The following is a 14796-nucleotide window of genomic DNA, read 5'->3' as shown; positions in this document are numbered from 1 at the left end:
GACTGCATCGACAGGCCGGACACAAGACTGCACCCGACCAACGCGCCAGAAGCTCGATTCGCCACTTGCAATGCGGGAGCCATCCACACAGGACATTCCGTCCTCCGTGACCCGATCGCGCGGTACCGAACCGGGCGAGAACCAACCTGAATCAGTTGACCCTTGCTGCCCCGCTCTATTCGTGGATGGATGGCACAGGTGAGCACCCGATGGCCCTGCGGCGATAGTGAGATGGCCGCCCGCATTCGCGACCTCGAGTGGGCTACGACACCGCTCGGGCCGATCGCGAGGTGGCCGGATCGTCTCAAGGTGATGGTCGAGCAGGTCCTCGCCACTCCGCTCGTGTCGAGCCTCGTCTGCGGACCCGCGCGGGTTCTGATCTACAACGACGCCGCCGCCAGGCTCTACGGCGACCGGTATCCGGGCGCTCTCGGCCATCCGCTGCCGGATGTCTTTCCGGAGGGCTGGGCGACGGTCGCTCCCTTCTACGAGCGCGCTTTCGCAGGCGAGACCGTGCAGGTCACAGGACAGCCGCTCGACACGCGCGGCGAGGGCGTTCGGGCCGACATGTTCGACGCATGGCTGACACCCGTGCGGGACGTGGAGGGCCGCATCGCCTACGTCCACATGACCGGTCACGAGGTGGGAAGCCGCTTTCGCGCGGAAACGGCCCTGCGCGAGAGCGAGACGCGTCACCGCCTCCTGATCGAGAGCTGGGCACAGGCGGTCTGGGAAACCGATGCCGACGGCGTCGTCGTCGCCGACAGCCCGAGCTGGCGTGCCTATACGGGTCAGACCCTGGAGGAGTGGCTCGGCTACGGCTGGCTGGACGCAATCCATCCCGACGACCGCGCCTATACCGAGCGAAAGTGGCGCGAGGCGATGGCCGTTCGCGGGCTCGTGAATGCCGAGTTCCGTCTTCGGGCCCCCGATGGCGGCTGGCGCTGGACGAATGTCCGCGCGGCCCCGGTGCTGGACCCGAGCGGCCGAGTCGAGAAATGGGCCGGGATCAACATCGACATCGAGGCCCGCAAGCAGGCCGAGGCCGCGCTGCGTCAGAGCGAAGAGCTTCGCCGCATCGCGCTCACGAGCGGCCGAATGGGGACGTGGCGCTGGGACCTGCGCGACAGGCTCATCTGGGGCGACGCCGCTTTCCTGGATCTGTGGGGCTTCCCGCCCTCGGATGAGCCGCGCGGCCTTGCCGACTTCACGGACCGGATGTCCCCGCAGGGACAGGCGGAGATGGGCGAGATGATCACGCGGGCGATCGCGGCGGGCGAGGAGTTCGACGGCCAGCTCGCGGTCGTGGACGGGCCAACCGAGGGACGGTGGGTGCGGTGGCGCGGTCGTGCTGAACGAGGGCGGCCGTGGATCGTCAACGGGGTCAGCTTCGACGTCACGGAACAGAGACTGGCTGAGGAACGATTGCGCGCGAGCGAGGAGCGGCTGCGGGTCCTGATCGAGGGCATGCCGCAACTCGTCTGGCGAGCGGTCGATGACGGGCACTGGACCTGGGCGAGCCCGCAATGGACCGCCTATACCGGCCAGAGCGATGCGGACAGCCACGGTCGGGGCTGGCTCGAGCCCGTTCACCCCGAGGATCGTGAGGCGGCCCGCGCCGCCTGGAGCCGTGCCGTCGAGGCGGGCATCTTCAAGGCCGAGTATCGCATCCACCACGGGCCCGAGCAGAGCTACCGCTGGTTCCAGACGCGGGCCACCCCTGTGTGCGACGAGGCCGGCGCCATCGTCGAGTGGCTGGGCACCTCCACGGACATCGACGATGTGCGGACCTTGCAGGTGCGGCTCGAGGTGCTGGTGAGGGAGTTGCAGCACCGCTCGCGCAACCTGATCGGCGTCATCACCGCGCTGAGCAACCGCACCATCGGCCGCGGCTCACCCGTCGAGAGCTTCACGATACGGCTCAAAGCGCTCAGCCGGGCCCAGGCGCTGCTGAGCCAGTCCGGCAGCGACACGGTGGCCGTCGAGGCCCTGGTGCGCGCCGAACTCGCCGCCCATGCCGACGGCGCCTGCGACCGGGTGACGGTCGGGGGCCCGGCGGTGATGCTGACATCCGAGCATGTGCAGAACTTCGCCCTCGCGCTGCACGAACTGGCCACCAATGCGGTCAAGTACGGTGCGCTGAAGGAGGAGACCGGCCGGCTCTCCGTGACCTGGGACGTGATCCAGGCTGCGAGCGGAAGGCGGTTGGCGCTCGAGTGGGTCGAGAGCGGTGTCGACCTGGAGCCGGAGACGGTTACGCGACGCGGCTACGGGCGTGAGCTGATCGAGAAGGCGCTCGCATATGCTCTGGGCGGGAGCACGGAATACGTGCTGACCGCAGGCGGCGTGCGCTGCCGGATCGAACTGCCGCTCGTCTAACTTAGGCGAAGGTGTTGCCGCAGCCGAAGGCGGTAGCGTCGACGGGTTGGCTCGAGCCCGAGAAGCTTCCCGTGTCCGATCCCGTTCCTGCACTCTCCGGTCGTCGCGTGCTCCTCGTCGAAGACGAGTATCTGATCGCCTTGGACATGGAGCATAGCCTGCAGCAGGCGGGTGCCGAAGTGGCCGGACCCGTACCGGATGCGCAGCAGGCATTGGCGCTGATCGAGACGGTTCCCGTCGATGCCGCCGTCCTGGACGTGAACCTCAGAGGGGAATCGGTTTACTCGGTCGCGGATCAGTTGAATGCGCACGGCATCCCGTATCTGTTCGCCACCGGCGAGGTGCAGATCGCCGATCGCTCGGATTATCGATCCCGTCCGAAGCTGGAGAAGCCGATCCTCGTCGATGAGCTCGTACGGGCCGTCGGCAGGCTCATGCGAAACTGAGGCGCAGCAGCCCGCTTCGTAGAAGCCGCCGTTCCCGAGGGCCACCCAGGGGCCGACAGGACCGGGCCCGATGAAAGACGAGCCCGGATGCGGTCGCGGGCTCGGTCGGAGACCGGCACGGAGTCCGTGGCCGACGGCCTGACGGAGGATGGCCGCCTGTGTCGAGCCCAGCGCCCGGCCCCGGATGCTCGGTTACGGAGCGCTCTCACGCGATCCCCCCGCCTCCAGCGCCCGCGCCAGGGCCACGAACCCCGCCACCGGGATCTCCTCCGCCCGTGCCGTCTCCGGGAGCCCGGCGGCGGCGAGCAGGCGGGCGGGGTCGGGGGTGGCGGCCTTCAGGCTCTGGCGCAGCATCTTGCGGCGCTGGCCGAAGGCGGCACGGGTCACCCGCTCCAGATCGGCGATCCGGCAGGGCAGCGGATCGGGCCGCGGGCGCAGATGGACGATGCTGGAGGTGACCTTCGGCGGCGGCACGAAGGCGGACGGCGCGACGTCGAACAGGATGGTGGCCTGGGTGCGCCAGCCGCACAGAACCCCGAGCCGGCCGTAATTGGCCCGGTCGCTCTCGTCGGCGACGATGCGCTCGGCCACCTCGCGCTGGAACATCAGCGTCGCCGACTCCCACCAGGGCGGCCAGGCGTCGTCGCGCGTCTCGGCGCCGAGCCAGCCGGTGAGCAGCACGGTGGCGACGTTGTAGGGGAGGTTCGCCACGATCCGCACTGGCCCGTCGCCGACCAGGGGACGCGGGTCGAACCCGACCGCGTCGGCGTCGATCACGTCGAGACGGCCGGGATAGTGCGCGGCGATCTCGCTGAGCGCCGGCAGCGCGCGGGGATCGCGCTCGATCGCCACCACCCGCTCGGCCCCCGCCGCCAGCAGCGCCCGGGTCAGCCCGCCGGGGCCGGGGCCGACCTCCACCACCGTCACGCCCTCGAGCGCGCCGGCCGAGCGGGCGATGCGGCCGGTGAGATTGAGGTCGAACAGGAAGTTCTGGCCGAGCGCCTTCTTCGGCTCCAGCCCGTGCCGCCGCACCACCTCGCGGAGAGGCGGCAGGCCGTCGGCGCTCAACGCTTCGGTGCTTATCGCTTCGGTGGTCATCGCGGCGTGTTCAGGCGCGGGCGGGGAAGGGCGTGACGTTGCTGGCCGGCCGCTGCGCGATGCGCTGCGCCAGCCGCAGGGCCGCGATCAGGCTGTCGGGCCGGGCGATCCCCCGCCCCGCGATGTCGAAGGCGGTGCCGTGGTCGGGCGAGGTTCGCACGAAGGGCAGGCCGAGCGTCACGTTCACGCCCTCGTCGAAGGCGAGCGTCTTGATCGGGATCAGCGCCTGATCGTGAGTCGGGGTGAGGGCCACGTCGTAGGTCGCCCGGGCGCGTTCGTGGAACAGGGTGTCGGCGGACAGCGGTCCGCGGATGTCGATGCCCTCGGCGCGCAGGGCCGCCACGGCGGGCGCCAGCACGTCGCGGTCCTCGGTGCCCATGGTGCCGGACTCGCCCGCATGCGGGTTGAGGCCCGACAGGACGAGGCGGGGCTTCTGCAGGCCGAAGCGGGCGCGCAGGTCGGCGTCGACGATGCGGGCGGTGCGCTCGACCAATTCCTGCGTCAGCAGCTCGGGAACGCGGCGCAGGGCGACGTGGATCGTCACCGGCACGACGGCGAGCGTGTCGCTCCACAGCATCATCACCGGAAGCGGCGGCTCTCGGCCCTCCCGTGCCGCCAGCGCCGCCAGGAACTCGGTATGCCCCGGATGGGCGAAGCCGACGCGGGTCAGAACGAACTTGGCGATCGGATTGGTCACCACGCCCGAGGCCGCGCCGGAGCGCACCAGATCGACGGCGGCGGTGATCGATTCGACGATGGCGCCGGCATTGGCCGAATCCGGCGCGCCGGGCGTGGCCGAAACCTTGGCGCCGCTCGGCAGCGGCAGAACCGGCAAGGCCCGCGCGAACACCGCGACGGCATCGTCCGGCTCGACTTCGGCCACCGGCACCGACAGGCCGAGCCGGTAGGCGGTGGCTTCCAGAAATTCCGGATCGCCGATGAGCTGGAACGGCGGCACGCCCCGCTCGCCCCGCAACTGCCACGCGGCCAGAGCGAGCTCCGGTCCGATGCCGGCAGGGTCGCCGAGGGTGAGGGCAAGCGGTCTGTCGTCGGAGGCCATGGCAGGCTTATAGCGCGGTTTCGCCGATCGCCGAGGTGCTTTTGGGGGGCGGCTCGGTCGGGCCGGCCCCGGCCCCTCCGGATTGCTCGGGATGCGCCCCTCCCCGGCGCTCTGCTTGCCTCGCAGCCCGGGCGCAGCTCTTCCCGCAAGCGCCACGGCGTCACGCCGCTGGCATGCCGGGCGAATCGAAAGACCGGCGGTCCGCCAACGCCCGATGCCCCATCACCGCAGCCCTTCATCGAGTCGAGCCGGCCGTGTTCTGCTGCGATTTGGCTCTCTTCTTCGTCCTCGGAGGGCGAATGCACTTTGCGATAGTCCCCGCTGGACCGATGATTTAGGATTTTCGCCGTGAATCCTTGCGGATGCTTCGGGGCTGAGATCGCTCCCGGGCGGCCCGGCCCGATCCTCGTGCGGAGGGAACATGACGGTTCTATCGGGCGGCTGCCTGTGCGGTGCCTTGCGCTACGAGGCGCGTTCCCCGCCCCTGCGTGTGACGCTCTGCCATTGCCGCTTCTGCCAGCGCGTGACCGGATCGAGCCACCTCGTCGAGCCGCTGTTCGCCCGCGACGACCTGCACGTCACCGCGGGCACGCCGACCGTCTACCGGCACCGGTCGGACGGCAGCGGCCGGCATCTCGACCTGCATTTCTGCGCGGTCTGCGGAACGACGCTCTTCATGACGTTCGAGCGCTTCCCCGGACTGTGCGGCGTCTATGCCGGAACCCTGGACGACCCGGCCGCGATCGAGGTCAGGCCCGACAACGCCAAGCAGGTCTTTGTCGCCTCGGCCCGGCCCGAGGCGGTGCTGCTGCCGGGCCTCGCCACCTTTGACGGGCCGGCCATGGACGCGGCGGGCCAGCCGCAGGCGCCGTTCGTGCACGACGCGCTCCACCTCGTCGGCCGGCGCGGGAACGAGCCGTTCCCGGGCGGGATCGGCGAATCGCAACCCGGTTGAGGCCGGCCGGCGGCTCCGGGCCGCGGCCGGCGCCCGATCAGCCGCGGATGAAGGCGAGGAGGTCGGCGTTGAGCTGGTCCGCGTTGACGGTCAGCATTCCGTGCGACAGGCCCGGATAGGTCTTCAGCGTGCCGTTGCGCAGCAGCTTGATCGACTTGTGCGCGGCGGCCCCGATCGGCACGATCTGGTCGTCCTCGCCGTGGAGCACGAGGGTCGGCACCGAGATCGCCTTCAGATCCTCGGTCTGATCGGTTTCCGAGAAGGCCTTGATGCCCTCGTAATGCGCCTTGGCCGAGCCCATCATGCCCTGGCGCCACCAGTTGCGGATCACGCCCTCGTGGACCGTCGCACCGTCGCGGTTGAAGCCGTAGAACGGGCCGGTCGGGACTTCGAGGAAGAACTGGGCCCGGTTGTCGGCCAGCGCCTTGCGGAAGCCGTCGAACACGGCGATCGGCAGGCCCTCCGGATTGGCCTCGGTCTTCAGCATCAGCGGAGGCACGGCGCTCACCAGCACCGCCTTGGCCACGCGCCCCTGCGGCTCGCCGTGGCGGGCGACGTAGCGGGCGACCTCGCCGCCGCCGGTGGAGTGGCCGATATGGACGGCGTTCCTCAGGTCGAGATGCTCGGCGACGGCGGAGGCGTCGGCGGCGTAATGGTCCATGTCGTGCCCGTCCGGCACCTGGGCCGAACGGCCGTGGCCGCGCCGGTCATGCGCCACCACGCGGAAGCCCTGGTTCACGAAGAACAGCATCTGCGCGTCCCAGTCGTCGGAGGAGAGCGGCCAGCCGTGATGGAACATGATCGGCTGCGCGTCCTTCGCGCCCCAATCCTTGTAGAAAATCTCGGTGCCGTCCCGGGTGGTGACCGTGGCCATGATTGTCTCTCCTCGACCGTGGCTGGGCCGGAGCGTCGTCCCGTTCGGACCGCCGCGACCGCTGCTTGACGGTGAGAGAATGAACCCTGGCGAGGCGTTTGAAAATTAGAAACGATTGAAATGCATCGTTTCCAAAAGTGGTATCTGATAGGGCGTCGCGCCGCGATCCGGCGGCCTTGCAAGGGCGGGGCCGGCGAGCGGGGGAGAGACGCCTCGGCTTCCGAAACCAGGGCCGAACGGACAGGACCGTGTGCGGTTTCCACTTGGGCCGCGGCCCCTCCGCTCCGGACGGTCGCGGCCGTCCGCTTGAGATTCGAAGCTGATGAGGACCGTAAGCCCGATGGTGAGACAGCGCTGGACCGTCGCCGACATCCCCTCCCAGGCCGGCCGCCGCGCCGTGGTGACCGGGGCGAGCGCCGGGCTCGGGTTCGAGACGGCGCGAGCGCTGGCCGGGGCGGGTGCGTCGGTGGTGCTGGCGGTGCGCGATCCCGAGAAGGGCGCGCGTGCCGCCGCGGCGATCCGGCGGGAGCATCCCGGGGCCGAGCTGTCCGTGCGCCCGATCGACACCGCCTCGCTCGCCTCCGTGCGCGCGTTCGCCCGCGACTGGCCGGCGGAGGCGACGATCGACCGGCTCGTGCTCAATGCCGGCATCGCCGCGGTGCCCCGGCGCGAGGAGAGCGTGGACGGGTTCGAGCGGCAACTCGCCACGAACTATCTCGGCCATTTCGCGCTGACGGGGCTGCTCCTGCCGGCGCTGAGCCCCTCGGCCCGGGTGGTGTCGGTGGCGAGCCTCGCCCATCGCAGCGGGCAGATCCGGTTCGACGACCTGCACTGGCGCGAGACCTACGGGGCGCAGGCGGCCTACCGGCAGAGCAAGCTCGCGCTCCTGATGTTCGCCCTCGAACTCGACCGGCGGCTCAAGGCTTCGGGCTCCGGCATCGCCTCGCTCGCGGCGCATCCGGGGCTCGCCCTCACCGAGGTGTTCCGCCGGGGCGACCGGGCGGGCGCCTTCCAGCAGGGGGCGGGGCGGGTCATCTTCTCGCTGATCGGCCAGCCGGCGGCGCAGGGCGCCCTGCCGATCCTCTACGCCGCCGCCGCGCCGGAGGCCGAGCGCGGTGGCTATTACGGGCCGGACGGGTTCTGGGAGGCACGCGGCTTTCCGAAGCCGGCCTCCATCGCCGCCCGCGCCCTCGACCGCGCGGCGGCCGACCGGCTGTGGGCGATGTCCGAGACGCTGACCGGGGTGCGCTTTCCCCTGTGAGGCGGGGCCGCGCGGTCGCCTCGGTTCAGCCGCTGTCCGTCGTCCCGGCGGCCCCCGCGCGTCCCGTCTTTTGTTGAGCTCTCGGCCCGGGCGGCCTATGCGTAGGCCCCATGGAACTCCGAGCTTCGACCGAGCGGTCCTTTGAGGGCGTGTTGGCGCCCCTCGCCTGCAAACGGCCGCCTGCCGGCAAGGCGGCGCCGTTCCTGCCGATGAGCCGCGCCGAGATGACGGCGCTCGGCTGGGACGCCTGCGACATCGTTCTGGTGACGGGCGACGCCTACGTCGATCATCCGAGCTTCGGCATGGCCATCATCGGCCGGTTGCTCGAAGCGCAGGGGTTCCGGGTCGGCATCATCGCGCAGCCCGACTGGCAGTCGGCGGAGCCGTTCCGGGCGCTGGGCCGGCCGAGGCTGTTCTTCGGCGTCACCGGCGGCAACCTCGATTCGATGGTGAACCGCTACACCGCCGACCGCCGCCTGCGCCACGACGACGCCTACACGGCGGGCGGCGAGGGCGGCAAGCGCCCGGACCGCTGCACCATCGTCTACACGCAGCGCTGCCGCGAGGCCTACAAGGACGTGCCGGTCATCCTCGGCGGCATCGAGGCCTCGCTGCGCCGCATCGCGCATTACGATTACTGGTCCGACAAGGTGCGCCGCTCGATCCTGGCCGACGCGAAGGCGGATCTGCTCCTCTACGGCAATGCCGAGCGGGCCGTGGTCGAGGTGGCCAACCGCCTGGCGGCCGGCGAGGCGCCGCACCAACTCGACTCCGTCCGGGGCGTCGCCCTGTTCCGCCGGGTGCCCGAGCACACCACCGAGCTGCCCGCCGACGACCTCGATTCCACCGACGAGGCCGCCGCCCGCCGGCCCGGCGACACGGTGATCCGCCTTCCCGCCTACGAGGATGTGAAGGACGACAAGGAAGCCTATGCCCGCGCCTCGCGGGTGCTGCACCGGGAGGCCAATCCCGGCAACGCGCGCCCGCTCGTCCAGCGCCACGGCGACCGCGACCTCTGGCTGAACCCGCCGCCGATCCCGCTCTCCAGCGAGGAGATGGACGCGGTCTACGACCTGCCCTACGCCCGTGCGCCCCACCCGTCCTACGGCGACGCCAAGATCCCCGCCTGGGACATGATCAAGTTCTCGGTGACGATCATGCGCGGCTGCTTCGGCGGCTGCACCTTCTGCTCCATCACCGAGCACGAGGGCCGCGTCATCCAGAACCGCTCGGAGGGCTCGATCCTGCGCGAGATCGAGCGGATCCGCGACAAGACGCCGGGCTTCACCGGCGTGATCTCGGATGTCGGCGGGCCGACCGCGAACATGTACCGGATGGCCTGCAAGGACCCGAAGATCGAGGCGGCCTGCCGGCTGCCGTCCTGCGTCTTCCCCGACATCTGCCCGAACCTGAACACCTCGCACGACGACCTGATCCGGCTCTACCGCAAGGTCCGCGAGGTCAAGGGCGTCAAGAAGGTGATGGTGGCCTCGGGCGTGCGCTACGACCTCGCGGTCCGGAGCCCCGAATACGTCAAGGAGCTCGTGACCCATCACGTCGGCGGCCGCCTGAAGATCGCGCCCGAGCACACCGAGCGCGGGCCCCTCGACCTGATGATGAAGCCGGGAATCGGCACCTACGACCGCTTCAAGGAGATGTTCGACGAGGCCGCCAAGCAGGCGGGCAAGAAGTACTACCTGATCCCGTACTTCATCGCGGCCCATCCCGGCACGACCGACGAGGACATGCTGCACCTCGCGCTCTGGCTCAAGAAGAACGATTACCGCGCCGACCAGGTGCAGACCTTCCTGCCCTCGCCCATGGCCACCGCCACGGCGATGTATCACACCGAGGTCAACACGCTGAAAGGGGTGCGGCGCGGCGGCAGCGAGCCGGTCGAGGCGATCAAGGGGCTGCGGCAGCGGCGCCTCCACAAGGCGTTCCTGCGCTACCACGACCCCGAGAACTGGCCGCTTCTGCGCGAGGCGCTGCGGGAGATGGGCCGCGCCGACCTCATCGGCCCGCGGCCGGACCAGCTCGTGCCGTTCTCGCAGCCGCCGGGCACGGGCCTGGGCAAGGGGGCCGGCCAAGGGCCCGGCAAGGGGCGGGGCCAGCCGCGGCCCGAGTATCGCCCGGGCGGCGGGCAGCGCTTCACCACCAAGGGCGTGCCGCTGCGGAAGTGACGGGTCCACGGGGTCGGCGCAGGCCGCCTACGGTCTCCGCTCGACGGCCTCGGTGCCGTCTTGCGTCATACGGTTTCCGGTTGATCCTTCCGGTCCCGCCTGCCCGCCATTCCGGGTTCGCCTCCGGCGCCCCGGAATGATGGCGGAAGGGGCCGACGCGAAGCGATCAACCGGAAACGGCCAGGGACGACCGCGCGCCCCTACAGCCACTTCTTCCAGCGAAAGAACACGTAGGGCAGGACCGCGGCCACCACCATCATGCCGACCGCGGCGGGGTAGCCGAAATGCCAGTCGAGCTCCGGCATGGTCTTGAAGTTCATGCCGTAGATCGAGGCGATCAGCGTCGGCGGCATGAACACCACCGCCATGACCGAGAACAGCTTGATGATGTTGTTCTGTTCCAGGTTCACGAGGCCGAGCGTGGCGTCGAGCAGGAACTGGATCTTGGCCGAGATGAAGGTCGCGTGCTCTTCGAGCGATTGCAGGTCGCGCAGGGTCGAGCGCACGTCCTCGCGCAGCTCGCGCGGCGCTTTCGCCGTGCGGTAGGTGGCCGAGAGCGAGAGCAGGATGCGCTCCATCGAGACCAGGCTCTCGCGCTGCTTCGAGATCAGGTCGCCGTGCCGCCCGAGCGCCCGCAGCGTGTCCTGCAGCGCGTTGTTGCGCGAGGACGGGTCGCCCTTGTCCTCGAAGATCTTTCGCGAGAGGCGGTCGATCCGCTCGCCCTGGAGCTGGAGCACGTCGGCGGCGCGGTCGATTACCGCCTCGATCAGCCCGGCCAGGATCGACTCGCCCGAGACCGAGCGCGACGGCCCGTTGCCCGTCGCCCGGCCGGCGCGCTGGGTGTACATCCGGAACGCCTGCGGCTCCTCGTAGCGCACGGTGATGAGCCGGTTGTCGCGCAGGATGAAGGTGATGCCGGCCAGGCCCGGCTCCTCGGAATCGCTGACGCGGGAGAGCACGCGGCCCGTCATGTAGCGGGCGCCGGCCTCGACGTAGAGCAGCTCCGAGGGCTCGATGTCCTTCATCTCCTCGCGGGTCGGCACGGTGATGCCGAGGAAGGATTCGACCTTCACCTCCTCCTCCCGCGTCGGGCGCACGAGGTCGAGCCAGACCGTGTCCTCGGGGATCGGCTCCTGCAATTCGAGGTAGCGGCGCTCCAGCACCGTCTGGGTGTCGCCCGCGACGGGCTTGTGCGTGAAGATCAAGGCGTTGCGACCTGTGAAGCCTCAGTCGAGGGCCCCGGGCGGGGCGACGCTTGTCTCCGGCACGAAGAAGTCCGGCGCAAGCGGGACGCCTGCTGTGACGCGGTATTTTGAAAAGTCCGTGACGCCCTCTTCCGCCAGGAACGTGTCGTCGATCAGGAAGCGCCCGGTGAAGCTCCGGGCGTCCTTCAGGAACACGGCGTGCGCCGCGTCCGCCATGATCTCGGGCGTGCGGCTCGCCCGCATCAGGGCGTCGCCGCCGAGCAGGTTCTGCACCGCCGCCGTGGCGATGGTGGTGCGCGGCCACAGGGCGTTGACGGCGATGCCCTTCCCTCCAGCCCCCTTGCCCCTTAGCTCCCCGGCCAGCCCCAGCACGCACAGCGACATGCCGAACTTCGCCATGGTGTAGGCGAGGTGCGGCGCGAACCAGCGCTCGGCCATGTCGAGGGGCGGCGACAGCATCAGGATGTGCGGGTTGTCGGCCCGCTCCAGATGGGGGATCGCGTACTTGCTCACCATGTAGGTGCCGCGCGCGTTGATCCCGTGCATCAGGTCGAAGCGCTTCATCTCGGTGGCCGGCGTGGTCGAGAGCGAGATCGCGCTCGCGTTGTTGACCACGATGTCGATCCCGCCGAACGTTTCCGCGGTTTGGTCGAGCGCGTGCTTCACCGCCGCCTCGTCGCGGACATCGACCGTCAGCGGCAGCGCCCGGCCCCCCGCCCGCTCGATCTGTTCGGCGGCGGTGAAGATCGTGCCCTCGAGCTTCGGGTGCGGTTCGGCGGTCTTGGCGGCGATCGCCACGTTGGCGCCGTCGCGGGCGGCGCGCAGGCCGATGGCGAGCCCGATGCCCCGCGAGGCGCCGGTGATGAACAGCGTCTTGCCCTTAAGACTCTCGCCCTCGAGACTCTTGCTCTCCAGATTCATGCCTCATCCTCTCCGATCCGGAAGCGCTCCGGCTGGCGGCCGTCGGCGTCGGTGAAGCCGTAGGCGCGGGCGAGATCCCCGACATGGACCGTCCGCCCGGCCCGGTCCAGCACGGACGGGTCGGCGGCGAGCGCCGCGAGCGCCCGGCCGGCATAGAGCGGGGTCTCGGTGGCCAGCGCGTCCTGCCCGAGGTCGCGCACCCGCTCGGTGGCGACGAAGCCCGGCGACAGGCCGAGCGCGCAGACGCCGGCGGGGGCGAGTTCGGCGGCGCAGGCCAGGGCGAGCCGGTTCGTCGCCGCCTTGGCGAGGTCGTAGTAGACGTCGCCGAGATAGCCGTCCTCGGTGCCGAAGGAGACGAAGGCGATCAGCCCTTGCTTGGCCGCCACCATGGCCGGCGCCACGGCCCGCGCCAGCAGCAGGGCCGGGTAGGGCCCGGTCCCCAGATAGCGCGAGAACGGCTCGGCCGAGCGGCGCCAGAACGGCGTGCCCCAGGCGGCGCCGTCGGGGTAGCGCTCGCCGTCATAGCCCTCGTTGCCGCCCCAGACGGAGGAGGCCGCGACGTCGATCCGCCCGAACCGGCGCAGGCACCAGTGGACGAGTTCGTCCACCGCCCGCTCGCTGGTGTGGTCGCACAGGTAGTGGTGCCCCTCCCCGCCCGCGGCATCGACCGCGCGGGCGGTGTCCTCGATCGCCTCCGGCCGCGTCTCGGTGCGCCGCCCGGTCTCGGAGGAGCGGGCGGTGACGATCACCGTGGCGCCGGCCTCCCCGAGCCCCCGGGCGAGCCCGCGCCCGACCCCGCGCGAGGCCCCGGCCACGAGGCAGACCTTCCCCCGCAACGACGGCGCCATGCCGCGCTCACGCCTTGCCGGAGAGGAAGCGGGCGAGCCGCGCCTGCGTCTCCGGATCGCGCAGGCCCGCCTCGAAGGCTTGCGCCTCGGCCTCGATCGCCGCCTCGACGGCGCCCTGCTCGCCGCGCATCAGCGCGCGGGTCGCCTGCACCGCCCGGCGCGGCAGGGCGGCGAGCCGCGCCGCCTGCGCCAGGGCGTGCGCCTCCAGTTCCTCGGAGGGCAGCAGCCCATTGGCGAGCCCCATCGCCACCGCCGCCGCCCCGTCGAACGGCTCGCACAGGAGCAGCAGCGACGCGGCGCGGGCGAGCCCGATCCGCCGCGGCAGGAGGTGGCTCGCGGCGGCCTCCGGCACCACGCCGAGTTCCACGAACGGCATGCGGAAGTGCGCCTGCGGCGAGACGTAGACGAGGTCGCAATGCAGCGTCAGCGTCGTGCCGACGCCGATGGCGAGCCCGTCCACCGCCGCGACCAGCGGCGTGCGGGTGCGGGCGAGCTGCCGGATGAAGCGCAGGGCCGGCATCTCCGAAAATGATTCGCGCGGCGCCGTGCCGGCGGCGAAGAAATCGGCCACATCGTTGCCGGCGGTGAAGGCGCCGGGGGCCCCGGCGAACACCACCGCCCCGATTGTTTCGGAGTTCGCGTCGGCGTCTTCCAGCGCCGCGGTGGCGGCGTCGTACATCGCCCCGGTCAGCGCGTTCTTCTTCGCCGGGCGGTTCCAGCGGATCAGCCGGACGCCGCCCGCGACATCCTCGATGATGGTGGCCTCAGTCATCCGCCCTCGCCCCGCGCGCTTCCCGAGCGACCGTCTCGGCCTGCCGCCCCACCCTTCGGCCCACCGCGACGCTTTGTCGAGGGGGGCGGAGCGCCGCGGCCGGGGCCGGGGCCGCCCACCCCCAAAAACCCCTCCCCGTCATCCGCGGCCGCGCGGCGGGTTCCGGCCCCCGCCCGGGATGCGCCGATCCCCGCGGCCGTGACGGTCGCCTGTGTCGCACCCGCGAAACTTGGGCGGAGGCCCGCCGGATGTCCGGCCATGTGGTTTCTCTACGCTCTCACGATCCTCGCCGGGCTCGCCAACGCGATCCAGCCGGGACAGAACGCGACGCTGTCGAAGTCGCTCGGCCTGCCGGTCACGGCGGCCCTCCTGACGCTGCTCGTCAGCACCGCCGGCCTGCTCGCCGGCGGCCTCGCGCTCGGAAAACTCGAAATCCCCACCGGCCAGCAGCTCGGGCAGGTGCCCTGGTGGGCGTGGCTCGGCGGATTCTTGAGTATCCTGCTGATCCTGGCCCAGCTCTACGCCTCCCCCGCCATCGGCGCGGCGACCTTTCTGGGGATCATCGTGACGGTGGGCGTGCTCGCCTCGATCATCCTCGACCATTTCGGATGGATCGGGTTTCAGGTGCACCCGGCGAGCGTTTGGCGGGTCGCCGGGGCGGTGTTGATGGTGGTCGGGGTGGGGTTGGTGGCGGTATTTTAGAGCCGTGCCCGTTCACGTAGCGACGGCCAAGTCTGTATCGTAACCGGCTGCGGCGAGGCAGTTTCGGCACTCATCGGCTGTGAAGCGAGGGC

At 70.8% G+C, this 14796-nt stretch carries 13 protein-coding genes; 6 read left to right on the top strand and 7 right to left on the bottom strand.

Annotated features, from left to right (window positions below; genetic code table 11):
* Positions 1–231: 231 nt before the first annotated feature.
* Together HNR01_RS26940 and HNR01_RS26935 are read left to right on the top strand one after the other, a co-directional pair.
* Positions 232–2379, top strand: a complete 2148-nt coding sequence (locus HNR01_RS26940; protein WP_183670988.1) for a PAS domain-containing sensor histidine kinase — start codon at positions 232–234, stop codon at positions 2377–2379.
* Between the two features lie 71 nt (positions 2380–2450).
* Positions 2451–2825 (top strand): response regulator, encoded by a 375-nt coding sequence (locus tag HNR01_RS26935; RefSeq protein ID WP_183670986.1) that lies wholly within the window; start codon positions 2451–2453, stop codon positions 2823–2825.
* A gap of 192 nt (positions 2826–3017) precedes the next feature.
* On the opposite strand, the gene rsmA is transcribed toward HNR01_RS26935, so the two are convergent.
* Both rsmA and pdxA read right to left on the bottom strand, forming a co-directional pair.
* Positions 3018–3908: a 16S rRNA (adenine(1518)-N(6)/adenine(1519)-N(6))-dimethyltransferase RsmA gene (rsmA, locus tag HNR01_RS26930; protein ID WP_183670991.1), complete on the bottom strand. Its 891-nt coding sequence runs from the start codon at positions 3906–3908 to the stop codon at positions 3018–3020.
* A 25-nt stretch (positions 3909–3933) separates the two neighbouring features.
* Positions 3934–4983: a 4-hydroxythreonine-4-phosphate dehydrogenase PdxA gene (pdxA, locus tag HNR01_RS26925; RefSeq protein WP_183670984.1), complete on the bottom strand. Its 1050-nt coding sequence runs from the start codon at positions 4981–4983 to the stop codon at positions 3934–3936.
* A gap of 421 nt (positions 4984–5404) precedes the next feature.
* Here pdxA and HNR01_RS26920 point away from each other — a divergent pair, with 421 nt between their 5' ends.
* A complete protein-coding gene (locus tag HNR01_RS26920; protein WP_017484489.1) occupies positions 5405–5938 on the top strand; it encodes a GFA family protein in 534 nt (177 codons plus the stop codon).
* 37 nt (positions 5939–5975) lie between these two features.
* On the opposite strand, the gene HNR01_RS26915 is transcribed toward HNR01_RS26920, so the two are convergent.
* On the bottom strand, positions 5976–6812 hold the full coding sequence (locus HNR01_RS26915; protein WP_017484490.1) for an alpha/beta fold hydrolase: 837 nt from the start codon (positions 6810–6812) through the stop codon (positions 5976–5978).
* A gap of 340 nt (positions 6813–7152) precedes the next feature.
* On the opposite strand from HNR01_RS26915, the gene HNR01_RS26910 reads away from it, so the two are divergent.
* Entirely contained in the window at positions 7153–8073 is a 921-nt protein-coding gene (locus tag HNR01_RS26910) for an oxidoreductase (RefSeq protein WP_153875664.1), read from the top strand.
* Positions 8074–8183: 110 nt separating this feature from the next.
* Positions 8184–10256 carry a YgiQ family radical SAM protein gene (locus HNR01_RS26905; protein WP_017484492.1) on the top strand — a complete coding sequence of 691 codons (2073 nt, stop codon included), beginning with the start codon at positions 8184–8186 and terminating at the stop codon, positions 10254–10256.
* 200 nt (positions 10257–10456) lie between these two features.
* On the opposite strand, the gene HNR01_RS26900 is transcribed toward HNR01_RS26905, so the two are convergent.
* From HNR01_RS26900 to HNR01_RS26885, 4 genes are read right to left on the bottom strand one after another with little or no spacing between them, the layout of a single operon-like run.
* On the bottom strand, positions 10457–11461 hold the full coding sequence (locus HNR01_RS26900) for a magnesium transporter CorA family protein (protein WP_017484493.1): 1005 nt from the start codon (positions 11459–11461) through the stop codon (positions 10457–10459).
* Between the two features lie 21 nt (positions 11462–11482).
* Positions 11483–12382 carry an SDR family oxidoreductase gene (locus HNR01_RS26895; RefSeq protein ID WP_183670982.1) on the bottom strand — a complete coding sequence of 300 codons (900 nt, stop codon included), beginning with the start codon at positions 12380–12382 and terminating at the stop codon, positions 11483–11485.
* The gene (locus HNR01_RS26890) at positions 12379–13230 is read right to left on the bottom strand and encodes an SDR family NAD(P)-dependent oxidoreductase (protein WP_183670980.1); all 852 of its coding nucleotides are present in this window, start codon (positions 13228–13230) and stop codon (positions 12379–12381) included. The genes HNR01_RS26895 and HNR01_RS26890 overlap by 4 nt, the downstream gene beginning before the upstream one ends.
* A gap of 7 nt (positions 13231–13237) precedes the next feature.
* A complete protein-coding gene (locus HNR01_RS26885) occupies positions 13238–14002 on the bottom strand; it encodes an enoyl-CoA hydratase-related protein (protein WP_183670978.1) in 765 nt (254 codons plus the stop codon).
* 258 nt (positions 14003–14260) lie between these two features.
* Here HNR01_RS26885 and HNR01_RS26880 point away from each other — a divergent pair, with 258 nt between their 5' ends.
* Complete coding sequence (locus HNR01_RS26880; RefSeq protein WP_017484497.1) at positions 14261–14704, top strand: DMT family transporter; 444 nt, start codon at positions 14261–14263, stop codon at positions 14702–14704.
* Positions 14705–14796 lie beyond the last annotated feature (92 nt).

The organism is Methylorubrum rhodesianum, assembly GCF_014199985.1.
Taxonomy (GTDB): domain Bacteria; phylum Pseudomonadota; class Alphaproteobacteria; order Rhizobiales; family Beijerinckiaceae; genus Methylobacterium; species Methylobacterium rhodesianum.
The sequence above is the reverse complement of the archived record's forward strand: the minus strand, read 5'-3'. Positions and strand labels throughout refer to the sequence as shown.

Coding starts and splice junctions, on each gene's coding strand:
- HNR01_RS26940 (WP_183670988.1), top strand. CDS start 232: ATGGCCGCCCGCATTCGCGACCTCGAGTGGGCTACGACACCGCTCGGG.
- pdxA (WP_183670984.1), bottom strand. CDS start 4,983: ATGGCCTCCGACGACAGACCGCTTGCCCTCACCCTCGGCGACCCTGCC.
- HNR01_RS26920 (WP_017484489.1), top strand. CDS start 5,405: ATGACGGTTCTATCGGGCGGCTGCCTGTGCGGTGCCTTGCGCTACGAG.
- HNR01_RS26915 (WP_017484490.1), bottom strand. CDS start 6,812: ATGGCCACGGTCACCACCCGGGACGGCACCGAGATTTTCTACAAGGAT.
- HNR01_RS26910 (WP_153875664.1), top strand. CDS start 7,153: ATGGTGAGACAGCGCTGGACCGTCGCCGACATCCCCTCCCAGGCCGGC.
- HNR01_RS26905 (WP_017484492.1), top strand. CDS start 8,184: ATGGAACTCCGAGCTTCGACCGAGCGGTCCTTTGAGGGCGTGTTGGCG.
- HNR01_RS26895 (WP_183670982.1), bottom strand. CDS start 12,382: ATGAATCTGGAGAGCAAGAGTCTCGAGGGCGAGAGTCTTAAGGGCAAG.
- HNR01_RS26890 (WP_183670980.1), bottom strand. CDS start 13,230: ATGGCGCCGTCGTTGCGGGGGAAGGTCTGCCTCGTGGCCGGGGCCTCG.
- HNR01_RS26885 (WP_183670978.1), bottom strand. CDS start 14,002: ATGACTGAGGCCACCATCATCGAGGATGTCGCGGGCGGCGTCCGGCTG.
- HNR01_RS26880 (WP_017484497.1), top strand. CDS start 14,261: ATGTGGTTTCTCTACGCTCTCACGATCCTCGCCGGGCTCGCCAACGCG.